This window comes from Dysgonomonas sp. BGC7 (genome assembly GCF_001261735.1).
In the GTDB taxonomy this organism is placed as follows: Bacteria; Bacteroidota; Bacteroidia; order Bacteroidales; family Dysgonomonadaceae; genus Dysgonomonas.
On the sequence record NZ_CVRP01000007.1, the window covers coordinates 43575 to 60811 of the forward strand.

The window sequence follows — 17237 nt, forward strand, 5'->3', positions numbered from 1 at the left end:
GATAATTTATAATTTGTTTAATTCTTATTTCTATTTACTGAAAATCTATAGATTACTTTACTTAGAATAACTACCTTGCTGATATCAGTAAAGAACTATTTTAACTAAAAGGTGACAAAAGTTACACTTTTTCATTTGTTTTTACTTGTGTCATTTAACATTATCTCGAAAAAGATATTTTCTTTATAGATAAAGCTTTTAGGTCTTAGTGATAATTTCGGCTATAGATTTATATTAGCGATAGAAACAGTCTTTAATCCTTTTTGATTTCGTGTCCGCCAAACTGGTTTCTCATAGCAGCAAGAAGCTTCATTGCATAAGAGCTTTCTTGTCTCGATTCGAAACGAGTAAATAATGAAGCTGTAATAACATGAGCCGGAACATCGAAGTCTATGGCTGTCTGAACAGTCCAGCGCCCTTCTCCGCTGTCTGATACATAGTCTTTTATACCATCAAGATTTTCGTTGCCTTCCAGTGCATTTCCTATCAGTTCCAATAGCCAAGAGCGAACAACTGAACCTTGCATCCATACGCGTGATATTTTTTCCAGATCAACATTGTAAGGAGAGCTTTTCATTATTTCGAAACCTTCGGCATAAGCCTGCATCATACCGTATTCTATTCCGTTGTGCACCATTTTCACCATATGCCCCGAGCCGCTTTCTCCACATCGGATATATCCGTTTTCGGGAGCCAGACTTTTGAATATTGGTTCAGCAAAATCACATGCTTCTTTGTCTCCTCCATACATAAGGCAGTACCCATTTTGAAGACCCCATACGCCGCCGCTTGTGCCACAGTCCAGGTAGTGGATACCTTTTACTTTTATTTTTTTACCGCGTTCAACAGTTTCGCGCCAATAACTATTTCCTCCGTCTACAATGATATCGTTAGGCTTGAGTAAGGTGAGTAGTTGTGCTATATTTTCTTCTACGGGTTTTCCTGCAGGAACCATCAACCATACAAGTTTTCTGTCTCCCAATTTGCTAACCAGATCTTCGAGGCTAGAGGATGGTATTGCTCCTTTTGCAGCTACCTCGTCTATCTCTTTCTGAGTTAAATTGTAAACTACTACTTCGTGTCCGAAATTTAAAAGGCGTTCTACCATTTTTCCGCCCATTTTACCTAATCCTACGAATCCTATTTTCATGTTAAATTCTATTTTTTGATTTTATATTGTGAATGATTTATCCTTTCGAATATTCTGATCTTTAAATAGTTTCTTTAATTTTTCAAACTTTACGAAGTTAATACTTTTATAACTATATGTCTAAAAAATATACTCTTTTCTTTCATTCTTCTTTTATTTATTCTGGGTATCAGTTAATTAATAGATTATAGAGGGCGTCGATATTGCTGTTTAGTATATTTATTTCGTTTATGTTTTAGAGATCTTTTGATGAAAGATTCAGATTGCATATTTCTATCCCATTCTTGTCGTTATAGATATGGATCATAGTTACTCCTCCATCTATCAGTTTCTTCGAATCGGGTACATTAATTATATTGTTCTTGATATTTTTTTTCATCTGTTCTGCAAAATCTGCATTTAGCTCCTTCTTGTCGGCATTGATTCTATATACATACTTTATAGTCTTATTTGATAATGATTGACAATCTGTTAATACTGTTATTTCATCTACTTGCATCGGCAGATGCTGGCGAATTCCTGATACAATTTTGTCTAGTAAATTGTCTGCATCTTGTGAAGACATAGAGGTAAAGTCGCCTTTGTCGTTTTCTTTTATTGGTTGATTGTATTCATCAGGGCCTATGGTTATTTCGCCAAGAGTTTTGCCCGAATCGTCATTGTATGAGTATGTAAATATGACACCTTGTTCTCTTGCTAATTTTAAGGCATCATTGGTTTGGATAGTGTATAAAAGTGCCGGCTTGGACATCTGTATAAATTCTTCTGTATTGAAATCGTTAGCATTGATATAAGATATTGTAGCAAAAGTTTTCATTGTCATCTTGTCTGATACTTTACAACTGTCGATTCTGACTGACTGATTCAATTGTATAGGGCATTGGTCATTTATGGTTTTAACCTGTACTTCCAAAAATTTTGTAATAGCAACCTTTTTCGCATCTTTACATTGAATAAAGAATATAGAGATGACTAGAATAGAGATGACCGTAATTGTCATTTTTGTTAAATTTTTCATAAGTATTTTTTTAATTGATTATATCTAATAAAGATAAGTATCTTTTTTTGTTAGGTTGCATGTATATCGTATTTGTGCTATGCAAAAAAAGGGTTACATCTCACTTGATGTAACCCTTCTTGTATTATAATTGTATCCTATTCCTTATTCAGAAACTACTTCGAATGGAATTTCTACAGATACTTCTTTGTGTAGTTTTGCTACAGCCTTGTAGCTTCCTACTTCTTTTACAGCTTCTTTGATAACGATGATTTTTCTATCAACATTATAGCCTAGTTTTTCTAGGGCTTCTGCTATCTGAATGTTTGTTACAGATCCGAAGATAGTGCCTGTAGAGCTAGTTTTTGCTCCTATAGTTAATGAAACACCTTCTAGTTTTGCAGCCAGATCTTGAGCATCTTGTTTGATTTTCTCAAGTTTGTGAGCGCGTTGTTTTAGGTTTTCAGCTAATACTTTCTTCGCAGATTCTGATGCTATTACAGCTTTTCCTTGAGGGATAAGGTAATTACGTCCGTAGCCGTCTTTTACAGTTACTACTTCGTCTTTGTATCCTAGGTTAAGGATATCTTCTTTCAATATTACTTGCATTTCTTTATCCTCCTTTTTTTATTTCATTAAGTCTGTTACATAAGGAAGCAAAGCCAAATGGCGAGCTCTTTTTACTGCTTGTGCAACTCGACGTTGGAATTTAAGAGATGTTCCGGTAATACGACGAGGAAGAATTTTTCCTTGTTCGTTAAGGAATTTCTTCAAAAACTCAGGATCTTTATAGTCGATATACTTGATACCGTTCTTTTTGAAACGGCAGTATTTCTTTTTCTTCACGTCAACTGAAGGCGGAGTCAAATATCTGATTTCTGATTGCTGTGCCATAATTTAGTTCTCCTTTACTTCTTCTTTTTTAGATGATTTCAAATTTCTTCTCTTTTGCGCATACTCGTGTGCAAACTTATCTTGACGGAAAGTCAGGAAGCGGATTACACGCTCGTCGCGACGGAAGTTGATTTCTAGCTTAGCGATCACAGCCGGATCAGCTTCGAACTCTAACATAGCATAAAAACCGGTAGATTTCTTCTGAATTGGATAAGCCAATTTGCGAAGTCCCCAGTTTTCTTCATTTACTATTTTTGCACCTTCGTTGGTCAAAATAGTCCTGAATTTTTCTACCGCTTCCTTCATCTGTACATCAGACAAAACGGGAGTCAAAATGAAAACGGTTTCGTAATTGTTCATAAATTAATTAGTTATAAATTAAACATCTGATTTTTTCAAATGAGGTGCAAAGATAGGCTTTTTTATAAAAAAACAAAAGTAAAAGCTTTAAAATTATTTGATAAACAGACTTCTTGTCTTACTTTTGTACATCAATATTGGTGAATATATGAATAAAGAAGATATACTAAGTGTAGATCAGGATCAGGATCTTATATTTCCTATTATAAACGGAAAGGTGTCGATGGCCATAAACCGGATGATGTATCGCAACTTTAGGAAAGAGGGGCTAGATATAACTCCTGAACAATGGACGGTTCTGGCTTTTCTATGGAGAGAAGATGGTGTGACGCAGCAGACTTTGTGTAATTCCACGTTTAAAGATAAACCGAGTATGACACGTCTTATTGATAATTTGACGAAACAAAATCTGGTGTATCGTAATGCTTCTACCACCGACAGGCGTTCCAATTATGTTTATCTTACCGATTTGGGGAAATCTATAAAGGATAAGGCTAATAAAGCTGTTTATGAAACAATGAATTCTGCTCTTGCTGGTATAGATGAGGATGGGTTGAAACAGGTACGTTTTCTGCTTGCTTCTGTTTTTGGAAATATACAGGATGCTTTGAATGGCTGATCTTTATCTATTTTAGAGCCTCAATTAATTTCTCGTATAGTTTCTCCGATACGGGATATTCAAATTTACGGGCAAACAAGGCGTCCGAATTCATTATGTTGTCATAGTCCCTTTCGTCTAAATTGGCGGGAGATATTCCATCCCTGTGTTTCCATTCTATAAAGCGAAGGCTGTTTTGTCGTATATTGTCTTTATAGGGTGAATTCATTAATATAGTGTGCAGTAAAATTTCTTCGGAACAAAATGTATATCTGAAAGCAGATAATATCTCTTTGTTCTTGTTTAGGTAATCAATAATGTATTCTACAGCACTCGAAGTAAGAGTCCAGTAAGTAGAGCCTCCATAAAGAAGGGGCAGGCTAGCAGGTAATTCTCTTTTGTAGCTAATGGCCTTTTGTAGTAAGACAAACGCTTTTATAAAGATACGTTGCCAATTTCTTCCATTGAATACTTCGTAGGGGCTGTAATAATATATCCTGTCTGCTCCTCCGTTTTTCCAGAGTTGGTGAGGTAGTGACTGTCCTGTCATAAATTCTGTCCCTGAATTGTTTTGTAAAAACTCAGATATTTGCTTGGGTGTCTTTATGGGAAAGTCTTGTCCTGTGATTAAATGGATATATTCGGCATCTTTGTTCTCTATACATTTACGAGCCAGAAGTAAGATTGCTTCCAAATGCTGGATGCTACCCCAATTTACTTTATATCTGCGTGAAAGAAGTTTTACTTTCGGGTTATTTTTCAGTATGCTTATTTTTTCGTCCGAAAGTTTGCTCTTTTGGTCGATATGGATATAGAAAGAATAATCGTTGTTGAAGAAATCTACCATTCTGATCAGGTGATCTATATTCTTGTAGGCTGTTATTAATATAGCTTGCTTCATCCTTTCTTTCGGCTTAAATTTAGACTGTAAAGTTAATTCTCTTTGATCAGTAAATCAAAATAGATTGGCAAATGATCGCTAAATCCGCCAAGATATTTATATCCCGAATAGGTTCGGAAAGGTTTGCTCCCTCCGTATTTATTATTGTCAGTTTCCAACAGGAAGTCTGCGTTGTAAACATGTGCAGTATTTTCTTTTATAGAAATGTTGTTGATATTCAGTAAATTTCCGCTTACAATGAACTGGTCTATATAGTTCCATTTTCCTCTATACTTGTACGATCCTGTATCTTCCTTTTTCTCTGTAGCTTGATGGTAAAAGAGATTGTACAGTTTTGATTTGTCAGGACTAGGATCTGTCCCGAATGTGTTCAGTGTGTCTTTTATGCTAGTGTCGTACGGATAGTCGTTGAAGTCTCCCATGATGATGATATTAGCTCTTTTGCGAATAGAAAACAGACTATCTGTCTTTTGTCTCAATAGTTTTGCACAGGTAATTCTATAAGGCCTGCTTTTCTTTATGCCCTTACTCCTGGAGGGAAAATGGCAAATGAATATATCTATTGTTTCTCCATTGACGACTTTTCCTGTTACATGTAGAATGTCTCTTGTGGTGACAACAGAATCTTGCGTCTCATATATAACAGGAGTGTAACTCTTTGTTCCGATTATTTTTATCTGATCGCGTTGGTAGAGTAGGGCTACATTCGATCCACGGGAGTCTTTCGAATTGGTTATTATATATTCGTATTTGTGGCGTTGCAGTGCTGCACGCTTAGTCAGGTCGAATAAAACAGAGTCATTCTCTACTTCGCACAATCCTACTAATGCAGGAGGGTGTCCCGATCCTACCGAGGAAATAACTTTGCTAATGTCATGCAGCTTTTTCCAATATCTATATTTGTTCCATCTGAGATTTCCTTCAGGGGTGAGGTCGTCATCGCTGGTGTTTGGGTTGTTTTTTGTGTCGTAAAGGTTTTCCGTGTTGTAGAACATCACTCGAAACCTTTCCTGTGCATGGCTGATTTGTCCTGACAAGAAAAAGAGAAAGGGGAGTAAAAATATAGACTTACTTGCTCCATTCATAGCATCCTATATCGGGGTTGGTGTCGCTTAATCGCGATTTCCCTTTTATGTCGGTCGGGGCTGATGTCGAGTACGTTTTATCGGCGTTGTTTATAGCCGGAGATCCTTCAGTCAGCTCGAAGCTGTATGAATAATCATTATTATTGTTTATGTTTTTGAATAAAGGGTCTTTGTTCCATATTATATTGGAGAAATGAGCTTCGTTTGTCTCCACTCCTTTTATAAGGCAGTTGATAAACTGATAGTTCATACTCGAAATGTTTTGTCCTATGGCTAGCTCTTTACTTACCGAGCCGTATATAATACTGTTGATAATATCACATTTTCCGAGAGGATCGTTCGAACTGGTTAAAACAAGGCTTTCTTTGGTTCTGTTGCCCCAACTATAATAATTAGCAATAGTACAGTGCAGGAACGAATATTCTCCACCTCTGAGCTCTACTGATGCTCCTTGCGAATTAGCGAACAGGCAATTTGTAGCATTTATACTACAGTTTGTAGCACGTACATCATATAGAGAGGTATTCTGTACCGAAGTATTAATCAATGTGGCTTTCTTCTTCGATATATCTGATCTGTAAAAGGTCAGAGCACCAATAGCATTACGAATATGTACATTCTTAAATATGTTATTGTAGCTATTCGGATAGAAGAAAATGCCTCCCCATTGCCCGGGTACATTGTCATATGGAATATTACTCTCAATCTTGTCGAATCGGGCTCCTCTTATCGTAATAGGTTTCGATATGCTCCCATTGGCTTCTATGTTGCCATGTATATCTATATATGCATTATCCTTAAGGAAGATTGTAACACCTGCGTCAATAGTCAGTGTAGCCCCTTTTTTCACAACAAGAGAGTCAAAAATGAGCAATGGCTTGGTATTGGTGATAACAGAATCTTTGGTAACGGCCATTCTTCTCCATATATGCACATCTTGTCCTATAGCATCCACATATACATATTGAATATTGCCATTTGTAATAAATTGGATAGAGTCTTGTATAAGCACAGGGCTATTCGAGTCTAAAGGGTTTATCCTAACTTGGATAAACCCGAATAGACTGTCTTTCTTTAATATTTCCACATTTTTCAATTGTGGGCCTTTTTGTCCATCTATATTTATGTAAAATCCGCTTTTTTCGGGATTCATTAATTTTATAGATGCTATTTGTAACGATTGGCTGTTTGTATTGTATATTTTGAACTGCTTGGTTGCAGACCCCATTTCCGTAAATATGGTGTCGAAATTTATTGTTGCAGACGAGAAAGTCAGCGATAAATTTCCATCCGACGAGAAGTCATCATCATTGGCGCAAGCAAAAAATGAGAGGATGATGGATATGAGTATACAGTAAACGGCCTTTTTCACTCTGAGTTCTATGATTAATTTGTTAGCTGCACACTCCATCGATAGAGCAAGACTGGCCACTTATTGTTTCCCCTTTTTGGTCAGATGCACCATTTGTACTCCATTCGCTATAGGCTTCGTGAAGAACTTTTAAGTAATTTTCTACAGCAATTGATCCTTGAACGATTTGTTTGTTGTTGAAAACATAAAACGGGATATACTCTAGCTGTAATTCGTTTTCGCTATATTCTATATCTTGTTTTATTTCGGCTAAGTATTTATCACTGTTTAGCATTTCCTTTATTTCAGACTCTTTCAATCCGATTTTAGAGCCGAGGTCTGATAATACGACAAGGTCGCTTATGTTTTTTCCTTCTACAAAATAGGATTTGAATAGAATTTCCTCTGCTTCTGTTGCTAAACCATATTCTTTAGCAAGTTTAACTAAGCGTAAAGCATCGGAAGTATTGGCCACAATCAGTTTATCGAAATCATAATTTAGATCGACCTCTTTAGCAAGTCTGGCTGTATTATCCATGTTCTCTCTTGCTTCCTCCTCTGTCATACTATACTTTCTTGCAAAGTAGGTGTATATAGATTCTTGAAGAGCCTGTTTGGGTAATCGCGGATCGAGTTCGTAGCTATGCCACACAAGTTCAACGTTTTCTTTGTGAGGGAACCGGCTTAGAGCCATTTCTAGTTTCCTTTTGCCTATATAGCAAAATGGGCAGGCTATGTCCGACCATATATCTATTTTCATTTTATTCATGTTTTATCTTTTTACAGGGTGAAACATTGATGCAAAGATACCAATAAATTAGTTCTTGAAATTATACGTTTCGTTATAAAAAAATATTCGCCAATTATATTTCAGCGAATATTCTTTATATGCTAATATCTTAACTCTAGAATTACTTTGCAGGAACATTTTTTAAAATTTCCAACAAGAATACCCACCATTTATCTACAGAAGGGATATGCACTTTCTCGTCAGGAGAGTGTGCATCTCTTATTGTCGGCCCACAAGAGATCATATCCAGATGAGGATATTTCTCTAAGAATAAACCACATTCAAGTCCGGCATGTATAGCCATAATCTCAGCTTCTTTATCGAAAAGATCTTTATAGGCCTTCTTTGCAACAGATAGTATCTTCGAGTCCGGGTTTGGACGCCATCCCGGATAGCCGGCAGAATGTTTTACCTCGGCTTTGGCTAGTGTAAATACAGCGTTCAGAATATTTCCCGCATCGTCTTTAAGCGAGTTGGTTGAACTTCTCTGGCTGGTAGTGATTAATATTGTATTATTCTCCTTCATCTTTATAGATGCTAGGTTTGTCGAAGTTTCCACTAATCCCGAGATCTCATGGCTCATACCAAGTACTCCGTGAGGACATGCGTATATCGCATTGAGGAAATTTGCTGTAGTATCTTTGTCGATAGTAAAAGACGGAGTATCTGTTGATTCTATAGTTATCTTCAGATTAGGATCTACCGCTTTTAATTCAGCCTCTATTTCAGGAGCCAAGGTGTTCAACTCGATAATTACATTTTCTTTTTTCGAGTATGGTACTCCTGCTATCGCATATGCCTCACGGGCAATAGCATTGTGAAGATTACCTCCATCTATTTCTGCTAATACTAGGTCGTATTTTTTGCTAAGAGTCCATAGGTAGCGATTCAGTATCTTGTTCGCATTGCCTAGTCCTTTGTGTATTTCCGATCCGGAGTGCCCTCCGTTAAGTCCTTTTACTTGTGCTCTGAACCAGAAATAGTTTTCAGGGGTAGCCGCTTGTTTGTATGTAAAAGTTGCAGTGGTAATTTTCCCTCCTGCACATCCTATATAGACCTCGCCTTCTTCTTCTGTATCCAGATTGATAAGGATATCTCCTTTCAGAAAATCCTTTCCTAAGGCGTAAGCTCCAGTAAGTCCTGTCTCTTCATCTACTGTAAACAGGCATTCCAGCTTGCTATGTTGTATATCGTCCGATGCTAATATTGCAAGAGCCGCAGCTGCACCTACTCCGTTGTCTGCGCCTAAGGTTGTTCCTTTTGCTTTCAACCAATCTCCCTCTATTACGGTTTCTATAGGGTCATTGTCGAAGTCATGTACTGTGCCACTGTTTTTTTCGCAAACCATATCTACGTGTCCTTGCAGTATTACTGTGGGTAGGTTTTCCATACCTTTAGTTGCTGCTTTTGTGATGAGTACGTTGCCGGCTTCATCCTTTATGGCTTCCAGATTATGTTTTTTTGCAAAATCCAGAAGGTAAGCTATTACCTTTTCTTCTTTTTTTGATGGGCGAGGAATGCGAGTCAACTCGTAAAAATAGTTCCAAACGATATTCGGTTTTAGATCTTTTATTGTCATATACTTAAATTATTTTTTGATTAAATCTCTTTCATTTTTCATTAACATCATATAAAAATAGGTATATGACATATAAAAAGCAATTTTTTTACAACTTTTAAAGGTTTCTTTATAGCTTTGTTTTAACATAAAGCTATATCTTTGCCAAGTCATTTTGGATGATACGCCAATTTTCCGGAATCACAAAGGTTTAGATTAACTAAATGCAAAATAATAAATGAAGAATATCTCTTATGTAATTAATGGCGTTCTTGCGGTGGCAATAATTGTCCTTTTTGTTTTGTTTTTTACTTCTAATAAAAAAGATGGAGATGGTTCAGCTGCTCTAACTTTTTCGGGTGGAGATTCTGCCAGCGTATTGCCTTTGGCTTATGTCAACTTAGACTCATTGTTGTTACATTATAATTTATATAAGGATGCAAATGATGCTTTGATGAAAAAGTCGAATAGTGCAAATGCAACATTAAATCAAAAACAAAGACAATTTGAGACAGAGGTTGCAGATTTTCAGAAAAAGGTACAGAATAATGCTTTTTTAAGCCAAGAGCGTGCGCAACAAGAGTCTGTACGTCTTCAGAAAATGGAAGGAGACCTTCATGCGTTAGCTCAAAAATTACAGGAAGATTATTTAAAGGAACAAGCCAAGCTTAATTCGCAGATTGCGGATTCTGTACGTTTGTGTTTGAAGGATTATAATAAGACTGCTAATTATCAAATGATATTTACTAATACAGGAATGGACAACATTCTGCTAGCTAAAGATTCTTATGATATTACGCAGCAGATATCGAAGCTTTTGAATAGTCGGTATAAACCGGAAGCTTCAAAATAGTAAAATATATATTATAAAATGGGATAACAACTATCTGGGGTTATCCTTTTTTTTGCACTCTCGGGTCGCTTTTGTTTATTTAACCAGATAAAACTAATAAGTATGGATATATATGGTCTTATAGGACACCCTTTAAAGCACTCTTTTTCTCAACGGTTCTTTACCGAAAAGTTTGCAAAAGAAGGTATTGATGCAGAATATCATACTTTCGATATTCCGGATATCGCCCTTTTGGAAAAAATAATGGAGTTACACAAAGGTCTTAATGGTCTGAATGTTACAATACCATATAAAGAAAAGGTTATTCAGTATTTGGATAGCTTAGATCCGGAGGCAGAAAAAATAGGTGCAGTTAATGTTATCAAGTTTTTGAGAGATGAGGAAGGGCTTAGGCTTGTTGGTTATAATTCAGATATAGTTGGATTTCAAAGTTCTATAAAACCGCTTATCAATAATTTGATTCATAAAAAAGCATTGATATTAGGTACCGGAGGTGCTTCTAAAGCAGTGAAGCATGGGTTGCAGAATTTAGGCTTAGAGACGAAATTCGTATCTCGCACCTCTAAGAATGGTTCATATACATATCAGGACTTGAGTAAAGAGATTCTTAGTGAATATAAGGTAATAGTAAATTCATCTCCTGTCGGAACTTTCCCCGATATAGATTCGTCTCCTGATATTCCATATCAGTATCTCACAGCAGATCATTTGCTGTACGACCTTGTTTATAATCCTGCCGAAACCAGCTTTCTGAAACAGGGTAAGGCTATGGGAGCTACAGTGAAAAATGGTGCGGAAATGTTGGAGTTGCAGGCTATTGAGGCTTGGGATATCTGGAATAGATGACCAGGGTATACTCCATCTTTTAAAAAAGAAACAATAAATTAGCCAAAATAAAAAATGAAAGTAGTAAATCTATCAGAGCAGAATACAGTCTTGAACCGTTTTGTCAGCGAACTGCGTGATGTAAATATTCAGGGTGATAGTATGCGTTTCAGAAGGAATGTGGAACGTATAGGTGAGATAATGGCATATGAAATAAGTAAAGAATTGGATTATTTTCCTATCGAAACACAAACCCCATTGGGTATCTCTGTGACAAATGTTCCCTCAGACTCTGTTGTGATCGGAACTATTCTGAGAGCCGGTTTGGTCTTCCATCATGGCTTCCTTAATTGCTTCGATAAAGCTGAAAATGCATTTGTTTCTGCATATAGGAGATATCGGGAAAATCATCAGAGCTTTCATGTTCATATTGAATACATCGCATCTCCTAGAATAGATGATAAAGTGCTAATTCTTACAGACCCGATGCTTGCAACCGGAGGGAGTATGGATTTGTCTTATCAGGCACTTGTAACTAAGGGTGAGCCTAAACATATCCATATTGCTACAATCATATCCAGTCAGGCGGCTATAGAATATTGTAAAGAAACTTTTCCGAATAGCAAGACTACTATTTGGGCTGCTGCTATAGACCCGGAGTTGAATGAATCGGCCTATATAGTGCCCGGTTTAGGAGATGCCGGAGATTTGGCTTATGGGGAAAAAGAATAAATCGATGATTATATAATAAAAAAGTCCGAATAATTTATTCGGACTTTTTTATTATATCGTATTTGTATGAATTCTTAATTCTTTTTAGAATATAACCATGCAGATGTATATTTAGAATTGTTCGAGCGGAAAGATTTGAGATAGTTCTCAGCTTCCTGTTTGTCATCAAAAGAAGCAACATAAATCCTAAATCTATCGTTTGAGTTGATAATAGCTGCATTCGGAAAATCAGATTCTTGTATCTTCTTCAAAAGAATACTTGCTCTGTTTTCTGCGCTCTCTCCTCCAATGACTATATAATATGAGCGAGTGGAAATGTTTTTTATCTCACTTTCTTGAACTTGCGCATCTTTCTTTGAGTTGGCAATCGAAAGAGAAGATGTTACGGTTGAGATGAAATCTGCATTTTGAATTTTATTGTCTTTTATGCTGGTCGAAGGAGTAACAAATAGTAATAAGGCGATAGATGCAGCAGCCAATCCTGTTGTTATATATCTGATTGAATTTCTTTGTCTATCTTTTTTATGAGAGATTTTTATTGAGTCTATTTTTTTTATGTTTGTTTGCTTTAGACCTAAAAAATCCGGATATAAATAAGATTTATTGGCAGAAAATAAAATTTTACCTTCATCGTTTAAGGATAAAGTACCAATATTACCACATAGTATGCTTTTCCCTGCTTTTAAGTCTGCTTTAATTAATATTACGGCATCTTTTATTTTTTCTAATGCAGCGTTATAGGTTATATTGCAGTCTTTACTAAAGTGTGATGCTATTATGCCGTCATTGTATTTCAATTCGGGGTTAAATGCTAACGTATAATAAGGAGGAGTAATCCTATCTTTATTTATTGTTGCTTCTTCCAGATTGATAATAAATGCACCTAAATTGGGCATAACTACACACTTGTGCGTAGGTAATAAAATATTCAGGTATTTCAATATTTCTGTGTTCATCTTACAAAGATAATTAGATGTTCGATATAATGAGAAATAAAAAGATTAATTCTTTTGAACAAATTATGAACAAAAAGATAAGTAAATTGCTTAATAATATATCTCGTTTTGAAGAATAGAATATAAGCCGAAGAAAATAAATATATTTTGTTCTTATAATGGGTATGTTGATTCAAAATATTATTTTTACATTTTATATAAAAAATAGATATAGTGGATATTATAAAACGTCAGATTAAAGAATCTATTGCAGTTAAAGAATTGATTCTTAAAGATGAAAATTTAATTAAGGATATTGAGAGAGCTGTTCGTATGGTAACAGATACTTATCAGCAAGGAGGGAAAACTCTTTTGGCTGGTAATGGAGGAAGTGCTGCTGATGCCCAGCATATAGCCGGTGAATTTGTTAGCCGTTTTTATTTTGATCGTCCGGGTATTCCTTCTATCTCTCTTTCTACAGATACTTCTATTCTGACAGCCATAGGTAATGATTATGGATTCGACAGGCTGTTTGAAAGACAAGTTCAAGCTCAAGGACAGGCAGGAGATACTTTTATTGGAATTACAACATCTGGTAACTCTGAAAATATTGTGAGGGCATTGGATATGTGTCGTCAAAAAGATATTAAGACAATCATTCTTACAGGGCAATCAGGAGGGAAGGTTACCACTCTTTGTGATCTCTGTCTGAAAGTTCCTTCATCGGAAACACCCCGAATACAGGAATCTCATATTCTGCTTGGGCATATAATCTGTTGTTTGGTAGAAGAGAATTTATTTGGAAATCGAAGATAATGCTCAGTGTTGTATATACAATATGTACTACCCTTGTAAACTCAAAAATGTGTAATAATCTACTTGTTATCTGTTAAAAAAAATTATACCTTTGCTCCGCCTAAAATAGAATGTAGGGCAAACATAAAGAGACTAACAGAAGAGTAGGGGATATTCTTGGATAGAAAAACGTTTTGATCGAATCAAAAATTACAAAAACGATGAAGTTTTTATTTAGAAAAATGTATTTGGTATTTCTTATACCAATTTTATTAGGTTCATGCACTGCTTATAAAAAACTACCTTACGTAAAAGAAGCGGAGACCATATCAAAAGAAGAGTTTGAGAAGGCTGCAAAAAATTATGAAGCAAAAATTATGCCTAACGATGAGTTGAGTATAATTGTTACAACACCGACTATTGCTGCTTCTTCTGGATTTAATCCGTTATACTCTACTCAATTAGCTGATGATACAGGGTTAAAGTCTCTTTCTAATAATCAAGGACAGGTACAAACTTATATTGTAGATAGTCAAGGGTATATAAATTTCCCAATTTTAGGAAAATTGAAACTTGGAGGTCTCACAAAAGGAGAAGCACTAACTCTGTTACATGGCTTATTATATCCTAAGTATATAAATGAAGAGCCTGTTATAAATATCAGATTTCTCAATTATAAAGTGACAGTTTTAGGTGAAGTTGCTAAACCTGGCATATATACTAGCTCTAACGAGCAAATGACTATCTTTGACGCATTGGCTTCAGCAGGGGATCTGACTATATATGGGAAAAGAAGTAATGTACTACTTATAAGAGAAAACGCAGCAGGAGAGAGAAATATTCATCGAATAGATCTTCAAGATAAGAATATCTTATTAGACAATAATATATATTATCTGCAGCAAAATGATAAGATATTCGTTGAAGCGAATAAATCTAAAGGGAATAACTCTCAATTTGGAACATTGGAAGGATTAGCTATATCTGGGGTATCTCTTCTTTTATCAATTATATCTTTAATAACTAGATAATAAGTATGAATAAGTTCTCGACTGCAAAAAATACAAATATAGAAGAAGCCGATGATATTAATATAAGGGAGATTATTTCCGAATATCTGATTCATTGGAAGTGGTTTTTATTTTCTGTCTGCGTTTTTATCATTATAGGAACGTTAGTGTATCTTCAGAAAGATCGCATATTCGATGTGTCAACATCTATTTTAATAAAAGAAGGCAAAGGTTCCTCTAGTAGCCAGGTCGGATCTTTAGGTGATCTTGAGTCTTTAGGGCTAATAAGCACTACAAATAATATAGACAATGAAGTAGCAGTGTTGTCATCTCCTAATCTGATGAAGCAGGTTGTTGATTCCTTAAATTTGCATACCTCTTATTATATCAATGGTTTTTTTCGAGATACAGAGATTTATACAAACTGTCCTTATGTTGTGACTTTAGAAGATACCGATCCGAAAAAACTGAATGGGAAAATTACTTTAAAAATTAAAACCTCAAATATAGGAGTTGATATATCCGGAACTTATGAAGTCGGAAACTCTCAGGTGGAAATTCCTTCTAAAACGATAGGTCTACCTGGTAATGTTGATCTGCCTGAAGGATTGGGTAAACTTGCTATTGGGTACAGATCAGGTTATGAGAATAGTAAAGATAATCCTGATTATGTTGTGGAAATTCAAAATGCATCAGCAGTTGCAGGAGGTATTGCTTCTAGGATACAAATTAATACAACAACAAAAGGTTCTTCTGTATTGAGAATTACTTTAAGCGTATTGAATACGACCAAAGGTATTGATATTCTTAATACTATTGTGAAAATATATAATGCTAATAATGTAGATGAGAATAATGAAATAGCAGTCAATACAGCAAGATTCATTGAGGATCGATTGATTACGATTAACTCTGAGCTGAAAGGTGTTGAGGATAAGGTTGTTAGCTTTAAGACTCAACAGGGAATAACTGATTTGGAATCTGAAGCCCAGGTATTCGTAGGTCAGACGTCTTCTCTAGAACAAAACAGAATAGAAATAGAGACTCAGCTAAAAACTATAGAATTGATAGAAGGCTTTACACGAAATCCACAGAATAAGGCCAAGTTGATACCTAATTTAGTTGTCAATGATCCGGGGCTAGCAACACTAATCTCTGAATATAACACATCTCTATTAGCATACGAACGATTGGAGAAAAGTACAGGAGAGTCAAATCCTACACGGATAAAGGCACAGGAGAGCCTAAGTAATATGCGTGAAGGAATACAACTCTCAATTAATAATGTTAAAAACAGTATTAATGTATCGAAGCGACAATTAGATAAACAGCTTTCAAAGGTCTCATCTAAGATAAGGTCTTTACCTACTCAGCAAAGAGAGCTTCTTGAAATAATGAGACAGCAACAGGTAAAACAATCTATTTCTTTATTTTTAATGCAAAAGCTGGAAGAAACAAACTTAACAATGGCTGCTACTTCGGATAAAGCTAAAGTTATCACAGATCCTTTATCTTCTTCGGGTTTTGTTTCACCAAATAGAAATACAATCTTTTTGGCCTTCTTCCTTATAGGTTTGCTGATACCTATTATTGTAATATTTATAAAAGGTAAGTTACAGTTAAGTATAACCGGTAGAGAAGAACTGGAAAAATTATCAGCAGTAACTGTTGTTGGAGAAATCATGAAAAAAGAAGAAGATGCTGTTGTTGTTGTTGGTAAAGATAAAACTACTCCGATTGTTGAGCTTTTCAGAACATTACGCAACAATATTAAATTTATACTTGACGAACCTGATAAAAAAGTTGTTTTGGTTACTTCTACTATCCCGGGAGAAGGCAAAACCTTTGTCAGTATAAATCTATCAGCATCATTTGCACTTTCTGATAAAAAAGTATTACTAATAGGCATGGATATTCGTAATCCAAAGTTGGCTGCAGAAATGAATTTTCGGAAAGGAGTAGGTCTGTCTTCTTACCTTTCCGGAAGTGAACCTGATTGGGTGTCAATGTTGTCTTCAATACAAGATTTTCCGAATCTATCAATCCTTCAAGCAGGAGCTATACCTCCTAATCCTAACGAATTATTGATGAAACCAGCCTTGTCGAAATTATTGGAAGAAGCGAGAGAACAATTTGATATAATAATAATAGACTCTGCCCCTATTGGTGTGGTTTCAGATACATTCCTTATTAGTTCTCTGGCCGATGCTACGGTCTATGTGACAAGGGAAGGAGTTACTCCTAAAAATGCAGTTTCGTTTATTAATGAAGTATATGCCGATAACAAATTGCCGGAAATGTATCTAGTCTTGAATGATGTAGAACCTTCTAAAAATAAAGGAAGATATGGCAGATACGGTTATGGATACACTTATGGTTATGGAGCTGTGAAATGATAAATGT

Annotated in this window: 18 protein-coding genes; 7 read left to right on the plus strand and 11 right to left on the minus strand. The window is 35.6% G+C overall.

From position 1 onward, the window contains the following. Positions 1-253: 253 nt before the first annotated feature. From gnd to rpsF, 5 genes are all read right to left on the minus strand, one after another. A complete protein-coding gene (gene gnd / locus BGC7_RS05370; RefSeq protein WP_050700546.1) occupies positions 254-1150 on the minus strand; it encodes a phosphogluconate dehydrogenase (NAD(+)-dependent, decarboxylating) in 897 nt (298 codons plus the stop codon). A gap of 235 nt (positions 1151-1385) precedes the next feature. Next, complete coding sequence (locus tag BGC7_RS05375) at positions 1386-2168, minus strand: hypothetical protein (protein ID WP_050700547.1); 783 nt, start codon at positions 2166-2168, stop codon at positions 1386-1388. Between the two features lie 144 nt (positions 2169-2312). After that, the gene (rplI, locus tag BGC7_RS05380; RefSeq protein WP_050700548.1) at positions 2313-2756 is read right to left on the minus strand and encodes a 50S ribosomal protein L9; all 444 of its coding nucleotides are present in this window, start codon (positions 2754-2756) and stop codon (positions 2313-2315) included. Positions 2757-2774: 18 nt separating this feature from the next. After that, entirely contained in the window at positions 2775-3044 is a 270-nt protein-coding gene (rpsR, locus tag BGC7_RS05385; protein ID WP_183305946.1) for a 30S ribosomal protein S18, read from the minus strand. Next, positions 3045-3401 (minus strand): 30S ribosomal protein S6, encoded by a 357-nt coding sequence (gene rpsF, locus BGC7_RS05390; protein ID WP_050700549.1) that lies wholly within the window; start codon positions 3399-3401, stop codon positions 3045-3047. Between the two features lie 148 nt (positions 3402-3549). Here rpsF and BGC7_RS05395 point away from each other — a divergent pair, with 148 nt between their 5' ends. Continuing rightward, on the plus strand, positions 3550-4020 hold the full coding sequence (locus tag BGC7_RS05395; RefSeq protein ID WP_050700550.1) for a MarR family winged helix-turn-helix transcriptional regulator: 471 nt from the start codon (positions 3550-3552) through the stop codon (positions 4018-4020). A gap of 7 nt (positions 4021-4027) precedes the next feature. On the opposite strand, the gene BGC7_RS05400 is transcribed toward BGC7_RS05395, so the two are convergent. The 5 genes from BGC7_RS05400 to BGC7_RS05420 all read right to left on the minus strand — a co-directional run bounded on the left by BGC7_RS05400 (position 4028) and on the right by BGC7_RS05420 (position 9705). Beyond that, complete coding sequence (locus tag BGC7_RS05400; RefSeq protein ID WP_050700551.1) at positions 4028-4900, minus strand: beta-1,6-N-acetylglucosaminyltransferase; 873 nt, start codon at positions 4898-4900, stop codon at positions 4028-4030. A 32-nt stretch (positions 4901-4932) separates the two neighbouring features. Next, complete coding sequence (locus BGC7_RS05405; protein ID WP_242034415.1) at positions 4933-5985, minus strand: endonuclease/exonuclease/phosphatase family protein; 1053 nt, start codon at positions 5983-5985, stop codon at positions 4933-4935. Continuing rightward, positions 5969-7417 carry a choice-of-anchor Q domain-containing protein gene (locus BGC7_RS05410; protein ID WP_255351454.1) on the minus strand — a complete coding sequence of 483 codons (1449 nt, stop codon included), beginning with the start codon at positions 7415-7417 and terminating at the stop codon, positions 5969-5971. Before BGC7_RS05410 ends, BGC7_RS05405 begins: the two co-directional genes overlap by 17 nt. Beyond that, positions 7380-8096 carry a DsbA family oxidoreductase gene (locus BGC7_RS05415; protein WP_255351455.1) on the minus strand — a complete coding sequence of 239 codons (717 nt, stop codon included), beginning with the start codon at positions 8094-8096 and terminating at the stop codon, positions 7380-7382. The genes BGC7_RS05410 and BGC7_RS05415 overlap by 38 nt, the downstream gene beginning before the upstream one ends. 151 nt (positions 8097-8247) lie before the next feature. After that, on the minus strand, positions 8248-9705 hold the full coding sequence (locus tag BGC7_RS05420; RefSeq protein ID WP_050700554.1) for an aminoacyl-histidine dipeptidase: 1458 nt from the start codon (positions 9703-9705) through the stop codon (positions 8248-8250). A 217-nt stretch (positions 9706-9922) separates the two neighbouring features. On the opposite strand from BGC7_RS05420, the gene BGC7_RS05425 reads away from it, so the two are divergent. The 3 genes from BGC7_RS05425 (at position 9923) to upp (ending at position 12094) form a co-directional block, all read left to right on the plus strand. Continuing rightward, a complete protein-coding gene (locus BGC7_RS05425) occupies positions 9923-10537 on the plus strand; it encodes an OmpH/Skp family outer membrane protein (RefSeq protein ID WP_050700555.1) in 615 nt (204 codons plus the stop codon). 102 nt (positions 10538-10639) lie between these two features. Next, the gene (locus BGC7_RS05430) at positions 10640-11383 is read left to right on the plus strand and encodes a shikimate dehydrogenase family protein (protein WP_050700556.1); all 744 of its coding nucleotides are present in this window, start codon (positions 10640-10642) and stop codon (positions 11381-11383) included. Between the two features lie 54 nt (positions 11384-11437). After that, positions 11438-12094 carry a uracil phosphoribosyltransferase gene (gene upp, locus BGC7_RS05435; protein ID WP_050700557.1) on the plus strand — a complete coding sequence of 219 codons (657 nt, stop codon included), beginning with the start codon at positions 11438-11440 and terminating at the stop codon, positions 12092-12094. 74 nt (positions 12095-12168) lie between these two features. On the opposite strand, the gene BGC7_RS05440 is transcribed toward upp, so the two are convergent. Next, the gene (locus BGC7_RS05440) at positions 12169-13050 is read right to left on the minus strand and encodes an HU domain-containing protein (RefSeq protein WP_050700558.1); all 882 of its coding nucleotides are present in this window, start codon (positions 13048-13050) and stop codon (positions 12169-12171) included. Positions 13051-13254: 204 nt separating this feature from the next. Here BGC7_RS05440 and BGC7_RS05445 point away from each other — a divergent pair, with 204 nt between their 5' ends. The 3 genes from BGC7_RS05445 to BGC7_RS05455 all read left to right on the plus strand — a co-directional run bounded on the left by BGC7_RS05445 (position 13255) and on the right by BGC7_RS05455 (position 17230). Beyond that, positions 13255-13845 carry a D-sedoheptulose 7-phosphate isomerase gene (locus BGC7_RS05445; RefSeq protein WP_050700559.1) on the plus strand — a complete coding sequence of 197 codons (591 nt, stop codon included), beginning with the start codon at positions 13255-13257 and terminating at the stop codon, positions 13843-13845. A 200-nt stretch (positions 13846-14045) separates the two neighbouring features. Continuing rightward, positions 14046-14855 carry a polysaccharide biosynthesis/export family protein gene (locus BGC7_RS05450; RefSeq protein ID WP_050700560.1) on the plus strand — a complete coding sequence of 270 codons (810 nt, stop codon included), beginning with the start codon at positions 14046-14048 and terminating at the stop codon, positions 14853-14855. 5 nt (positions 14856-14860) lie between these two features. After that, on the plus strand, positions 14861-17230 hold the full coding sequence (locus BGC7_RS05455; RefSeq protein WP_050700561.1) for a GumC family protein: 2370 nt from the start codon (positions 14861-14863) through the stop codon (positions 17228-17230). The last annotated feature ends 7 nt before the right edge of the window (positions 17231-17237 follow it).

Bases quoted from the DNA above. Each gene is read 5' to 3' on its own strand.
- BGC7_RS05395 (WP_050700550.1), top strand. From the start codon at position 3,550: ATGAATAAAGAAGATATACTAAGTGTAGATCAGGATCAGGATCTTATA.
- BGC7_RS05375 (WP_050700547.1), bottom strand. From the start codon at position 2,168: ATGAAAAATTTAACAAAAATGACAATTACGGTCATCTCTATTCTAGTC.
- gnd (WP_050700546.1), bottom strand. From the start codon at position 1,150: ATGAAAATAGGATTCGTAGGATTAGGTAAAATGGGCGGAAAAATGGTA.
- rplI (WP_050700548.1), bottom strand. From the start codon at position 2,756: ATGCAAGTAATATTGAAAGAAGATATCCTTAACCTAGGATACAAAGAC.
- BGC7_RS05405 (WP_242034415.1), bottom strand. From the start codon at position 5,985: ATGAATGGAGCAAGTAAGTCTATATTTTTACTCCCCTTTCTCTTTTTC.
- BGC7_RS05425 (WP_050700555.1), top strand. From the start codon at position 9,923: ATGAAGAATATCTCTTATGTAATTAATGGCGTTCTTGCGGTGGCAATA.
- BGC7_RS05455 (WP_050700561.1), top strand. From the start codon at position 14,861: ATGAATAAGTTCTCGACTGCAAAAAATACAAATATAGAAGAAGCCGAT.
- rpsF (WP_050700549.1), bottom strand. From the start codon at position 3,401: ATGAACAATTACGAAACCGTTTTCATTTTGACTCCCGTTTTGTCTGAT.
- upp (WP_050700557.1), top strand. From the start codon at position 11,438: ATGAAAGTAGTAAATCTATCAGAGCAGAATACAGTCTTGAACCGTTTT.
- BGC7_RS05400 (WP_050700551.1), bottom strand. From the start codon at position 4,900: ATGAAGCAAGCTATATTAATAACAGCCTACAAGAATATAGATCACCTG.
- BGC7_RS05450 (WP_050700560.1), top strand. From the start codon at position 14,046: ATGAAGTTTTTATTTAGAAAAATGTATTTGGTATTTCTTATACCAATT.
- BGC7_RS05440 (WP_050700558.1), bottom strand. From the start codon at position 13,050: ATGAACACAGAAATATTGAAATACCTGAATATTTTATTACCTACGCAC.
- BGC7_RS05420 (WP_050700554.1), bottom strand. From the start codon at position 9,705: ATGACAATAAAAGATCTAAAACCGAATATCGTTTGGAACTATTTTTAC.
- BGC7_RS05415 (WP_255351455.1), bottom strand. From the start codon at position 8,096: ATGAAAATAGATATATGGTCGGACATAGCCTGCCCATTTTGCTATATA.
- BGC7_RS05430 (WP_050700556.1), top strand. From the start codon at position 10,640: ATGGATATATATGGTCTTATAGGACACCCTTTAAAGCACTCTTTTTCT.